The organism is Cellulomonas sp. P5_C6, from assembly GCF_054049635.1.
Genome location: NZ_JBFULZ010000245.1, coordinates 1 through 5,207 on the forward strand (window position 1 = coordinate 1; position 5,207 = coordinate 5,207).

The following is a 5,207-nucleotide window of genomic DNA, read 5'->3' on the forward strand; positions in this document are numbered from 1 at the left end:
GCGTGCACGGCATCGAGGTCGAGGACACGGAGCGTCGGCGGGCGCTGCTGCTGGCGACGATCCTGGGCGACAGCGGCGGCAAGGTCATCACCGACGGCGCCGAGCTCACCAGCGTCAGCGTCGCGCGGGCGCTGCTGACGCGGATGCCGATGGCCACGGTCCGCAAGGTGAACACGACGATGACCCGGCGGTTCGTGCGCACGCAGATCACCAAGCAGACCGGGCTGGCCGTCGGCCGCATCATCCCGTTCGGCATCGGCCTCGTGATCGGTGTCGCCGGCGCACGAGCGCTGGGCAAGAACGTCATCGCGGGCGCCCGCAAGGCGTTCGGGCCGCCGCCGCTGGTGTTCCCCCGCGTGATCGAGATGGCAGGGCCCGACGACAACCCCGTGGTCCTGCCGGCGAAGCAGAAGCGGCTGCCGGGGCGGCTCAAGGCCCTCGGGTCGCGCAAGTCGGTGCCGGACCAGAGCGACCCCGAGTAGAGCCCTCCTACCAGCGGCCGTGCACGTGCTGGCGGATCCGCCCGTCGTAGATCCCGCGCAGCCCGTCCAGCGTCTCCTCGTCGATGGGCGGCATGGACGCGGCGGCCGCGTTCCCGATCGCCTGCTCGGCCGACCGCGCCCCGGGGATGACCACCGAGACGCCGGGCTGGTCGATGATCCACCGCAGGGCCAGCTGCGCGGTCGTGAACCCGGCGGGCGTCAGCGCGGCGACCTCGCGGGCCGCGGCGACGCCGACCTCGAACGGCACCCCGGCGAACGTCTCCCCCACGTCGAACGCCTCGCCGCCGCGGTTGTAGGAGCGGTGGTCGTCGGCGGCGAACTGCGTGTGCTCGTCGTACTTGCCGGACAGCAGGCCGGACGCCAGCGGCACGCGCGCGATGATGCCGACCCCGTGCTCGACGGCGGTGGGCAGCACCTCCTCGAGCGGCTTGCGGCGGAACACGTTGAGGATGATCTGCACCGTGGCGACGTGCGGCCGGATGATCGCGTCGAGCGCCTCGTCGACCGTCTCCACCGAGACGCCGTAGGACGCGATCCGGCCCTCGTCGACCAGCAGGTCCAGCGCGTCGTACGTGGACTCGCGGCGGTAGACCTCCGACGGCGGGCAGTGCAGCTGCACCAGGTCGAGGGTGTCGACGCCTAGGTTCTCCCGCGAGCGGTCGGTCCAGGCGCGGAACCACGAGAGCGTGTAGGCCTCGGCGGTGTGCGGGTCGGCGCGGCGGCCCATCTTCGTCGCGACGGTCAGGCCGTGGCCCGCCCCGCGCGACGCCAGGAACGTGCCGATGAGCTTCTCGGAGCGCCCGTCGCCGTAGACGTCGGCGGTGTCGAGGAACGTCACGCCCGAGTCGACGGCGGCCGCGAGCACCGACAGGGCGGCGTCCTCGCTCACCGACCCCCAGTCCGCGCCGAGCTGCCAGCAGCCCAGCCCCACGACCCCGACGGTTCGACCTGTGCGTCCCAGCAGCCTGCTCTCCATGGACAGCGACGCTACCGCGCGCGGACGATGGGCCAGGTGACGAGCATCCCGATGGACGCAGTGGTCCGGTCGTTCCCGGTCTCGGCCCAGGCCGCGTGGGAGCTGGTCGCGGACGCGCGCAACCACGCGCGCTGGATACCGATGACGCGGATCTCGGTGGACGGCACGACCGTGACGGCCGTCTCGGGGCCGCGACTGCTGCCCGGGCTGAAGGACGTCATGACGATCGACCGGTTCGACCCGCCGGTCGGCGCGGAGCCGGGCGTCGCCACGTTCACCAAGATCGGGCACGTGCTCAAGGKGCACGCGAGCATCGTCGTCGTCGCCGCGGGGCCGTCGTCGAGCCGGGTCTTCTGGAGCGAGAGCGTCTACCTGGCCGGCCCGCTCCCCCGCCGACTCACCGAGGCACTGGTCGCCCCGTTCCTCGGGGGCATGGTCCGGTACGCGCTGATGAAGGCTCGCCGGGAGGCTCGCGCAACGAATCGTCTCCTGTGACCGAATCTGCGCAACGGATCGCGCCCCAGCGCGCAATCCGAGATGACGGTCGGGGCCCTTGGCGGCTCGTACCCTCGTAGCAACGACACGCCACGAGGAGCCTTCATGACCCCGACCGCCCCCGGACGTACCGATCGCCGCTACCTGATGTGCGAGCCCACCCATTACACGGTGTCCTACGAGATCAACCCGTGGATGGACAAGACGAAGTACACCGACGCCGACCTGGCCGTCCGCCAGTGGCGCACGCTGCGCGACACGTACCTCGACCTGGGCCACACCGTCGAGACGATTGAGCCCATCGCCGGCCTGCCCGACATGGTCTACGCCGCCAACGGGGCCACGGTCCTGGACGGCGTCGTCTACTCCGCCAAGTTCCGCTACGCCGAGCGCCAGCCCGAGGGCCCCGCGTACCAGAAGTGGTTCGCCGAGGCCGGCTACGTCACGCACACGGCCGCCGAGACCAACGAGGGCGAGGGCGACCTGCTCGTCGTCGGCGACCTGGTCCTGGCCGGCACCGGCTTCCGCACCGACCGCGCCGCGCACGCCGAGCTCCAGGAGCTCTTCGGCCGCCCGGTCATCTCGCTCGACCTGGTCAGCCCGCACTACTACCACCTCGACACCGCGCTGGCCGTGCTGTCGAGCGACCCGGCCGACCCGCAGATCGCGTACTACCCGCCGGCGTTCTCCGCGGGCTCGCGTGCGGTCCTGCAGCAGCTGTTCCCGGACGCCGTCGTGGCCACCGAGCGCGACGCGGTCGCCCTGGGCCTCAACGCGGTGTCCGACGGGCTGAACGTCGTCGTCGCCCCCGGCGCGGTCGACCTGGCCGACGCCATCCGCGAGCGCGGCTACAACCCCATCCCCGTGGACACCAGCGAGCTGCTCAAGGGCGGCGGCGGCGCCAAGTGCTGCACGCTCGAGATCCGCCCCGCCTCGGGATCCGGGCGATGACTCTCGTGGACGTGGCCCCGGCCTCGGTGCTGGCCCACAACTACCACCCGCTGCCCGTCACGCTCGTCGACGGGCTGGGCTCCTGGGTCACCGACGACGCGGGCAACCGCTACCTCGACCTGCTGTCCGGGTACTCGGCGCTGAACTTCGGCCACCGGCACCCGGTCCTCACGGCCGCGGCGCACGCGCAGATCGACAAGCTCACGCTGACGTCCCGCGCGTTCGACCACGAGCTGCTCGAGCCCTTCGCCGCGCGCCTGGCTGCGCTGATCGGCCCCCTGGTCGCCGGCCCGCCCATGGTGCTGCCGATGAACACGGGCGCCGAGGCCGTCGAGACGGCGATCAAGGCCGCCCGCAAGTGGGGGTACGACGTCAAGGGCGTGCCCGCCGACCGCGCGACGATCATCGTTGCCGACGGCAACTTCCACGGCCGGACCACGACGATCGTGTCGTTCTCCACCGACCCCGACGCGCGCCGCGGCTTCGGCCCGTACACGCCGGGCTTCCGGGTCGTCCCGTACGGCGACGCGGCCGCGCTTGCCGACGCCATCGACGAGACCACCGTCGCCGTCCTCCTGGAGCCGATCCAGGGCGAGCAGGGCGTCGTGATCCCGCCGGAGTCCTACCTGCCGGCGGTCCRCGCGCTCTGCACGGAGCACGACGTCCTCTTCATCGCCGACGAGATCCAGTCCGGGCTCGGCCGCACCGGCACCACGCTCGCGTCCGAGCTCTGGGGTGTGCGGCCCGACCTGGTCACCCTGGGCAAGGCCCTCGGCGGCGGTGTGCTCCCCGTGTCGGCGGTCGTCGGCCGGGCCGACGTGCTGGGCGTCCTCACGGCGGGCACCCACGGCTCGACGTTCGGCGGCAACCCGCTGGCGTGCGCSGTCGSCCTCGCGGTCRTCGGCCTSCTGGAGACCGGCGAGCTGCAGGCGCGGGCCACGACGCTCGGCCTCGAGTGGGGCACCCGGCTCGACGCGCTCGTCGACGACGGCCTGCTGGCCTCGTCGCGACGCGTCGGACTCTGGGCCGGCCTGGACGTCACGCCGCCACTCACGGGCCGTCAGCTGTGCGAGCGGCTCCTCGCCCGCGGCGTGCTGGCCAAGGACACCCACGGCAGCACCATCCGCCTGGCTCCCCCGCTGACGATCTCGTCGGAGGACCTGGACCTGGCCACGGACCGCCTCACGGACGCCCTGCGCTGAGACCGGACGTCCGGCGCGGCCCGCACCCCCCGGCGAGGCCGCCCGGACGCCCCCCGCCCCCAACGTCCGCACATTCGGTCGCCCTGACGACCGGATGTGCGGACGTTCGTCGTTCCACCCCCGCTGCGTCCGCAGATTCGAGCGTCCCGACGACCGGATCCGCGGACGTTGCGACGCCACCACCAGACAGCACAACGTCCGCACTCGWGSGGGYYAGAGGCCCATCGAGTGCGGACGTTGCGGTGGAGCAGGTGGAGAAGGTGGAGACGGCGAGGTCAGCTGAACTTCACTGCGCCGAACAGCCAGCCGTTCAGGCTCGCGCCGCCGACGGCCATGCTCGACACGTCGGTGCGGCGCATCTGGGCGTCGTGMGAGGCGGAGTGCGACCAGGCGGTGACCATCGAGGCCGCCGACCCGTTGCTGACGCAGGCGACGATGTTGTCGCTGCCGGAGTGCCAGATSCCGCCSGCGTTGGCCATGTCGATCGCGTGCGCGACCAGGCCGCCGCTGCGGGAGACGGACAGCTGCGGGAGCCCGAGGGACGCCCGGTAGGAGTTGATGGCGGAGCCGATGGCGCCGACGCTCGACTCGCCGGCCCCGGACCCGCCGGAGCCCTTGCAGACGAGGCCGCCGGCGGGCACGCCACCGGTGGACGGTGCCGCGGGCGCCTGGGCTGCGGGCTTCGGGGTCGTCGTGCGCGTCGAGGACCGGGTGCTCGACGGCGCCCTCGTCCGGACGGCCGCAGCAGCGGCGGCGGCCTCGGCGGCTGCTGCCTGCTCGGCGGCGATGCGGGCGTTCTCGGCGGCCTGCCACGCGTTCTGGGCGTCGACGGCGGCCTTCTCCGGCGCGGCAACGCCCCCGACGAGCAGGCGCAGAGACGAGAGGCTGACGTCGGACGCGGCCAGGGCGGACCCGACGGCACCGGTGGCGTTCACCAGGGCGCCGCGGGGGCCGTCGCCAGCGTTCGGGACGGCGGCGAGGGTCGCGTTGGCGTGGTCGACGGCGGCCTGCGCGGTCGTCGTGGCGGCGGCGCGGGTGGCGACGTAGGCGGCCTGGGTCGCGACGGTGGTCGCGGTCCGG

Annotated in this window: 4 protein-coding genes and 2 pseudogenes; 4 read left to right on the plus strand and 2 right to left on the minus strand. The window is 73.2% G+C overall.

The window, feature by feature from the left end:
* Positions 1–482: pseudogene (locus tag ACXJKG_RS19120) on the plus strand (hypothetical protein); the annotation flags it as partial.
* A gap of 7 nt (positions 483–489) precedes the next feature.
* Here the strand turns inward: ACXJKG_RS19120 and ACXJKG_RS19125 are convergent.
* Complete coding sequence (locus tag ACXJKG_RS19125) at positions 490–1,479, minus strand: aldo/keto reductase (protein ID WP_456847318.1); 990 nt, start codon at positions 1,477–1,479, stop codon at positions 490–492.
* A 36-nt stretch (positions 1,480–1,515) separates the two neighbouring features.
* Between ACXJKG_RS19125 and ACXJKG_RS19130 the strand changes: the two genes are divergently transcribed.
* The 3 genes from ACXJKG_RS19130 to rocD all read left to right on the plus strand — a co-directional run bounded on the left by ACXJKG_RS19130 (position 1,516) and on the right by rocD (position 4,127).
* A complete protein-coding gene (locus ACXJKG_RS19130; RefSeq protein WP_456847319.1) occupies positions 1,516–1,974 on the plus strand; it encodes an SRPBCC family protein in 459 nt (152 codons plus the stop codon).
* Positions 1,975–2,079: 105 nt separating this feature from the next.
* On the plus strand, positions 2,080–2,925 hold the full coding sequence (gene ddaH / locus ACXJKG_RS19135; protein WP_456847320.1) for a dimethylargininase: 846 nt from the start codon (positions 2,080–2,082) through the stop codon (positions 2,923–2,925).
* Positions 2,922–4,127, plus strand: coding sequence for an ornithine--oxo-acid transaminase (gene rocD / locus ACXJKG_RS19140; RefSeq protein WP_456847321.1), 1,206 nt, complete (start codon positions 2,922–2,924; stop codon positions 4,125–4,127). Before ddaH ends, rocD begins: the two co-directional genes overlap by 4 nt.
* A 275-nt stretch (positions 4,128–4,402) precedes the next feature.
* Here the strand turns inward: rocD and ACXJKG_RS19145 are convergent.
* Positions 4,403–5,207: pseudogene (locus ACXJKG_RS19145) on the minus strand (hypothetical protein); the annotation flags it as partial.

Coding starts and splice junctions, on each gene's coding strand:
- ACXJKG_RS19125 (WP_456847318.1), bottom strand. CDS start 1,479: ATGGAGAGCAGGCTGCTGGGACGCACAGGTCGAACCGTCGGGGTCGTG.
- ddaH (WP_456847320.1), top strand. CDS start 2,080: ATGACCCCGACCGCCCCCGGACGTACCGATCGCCGCTACCTGATGTGC.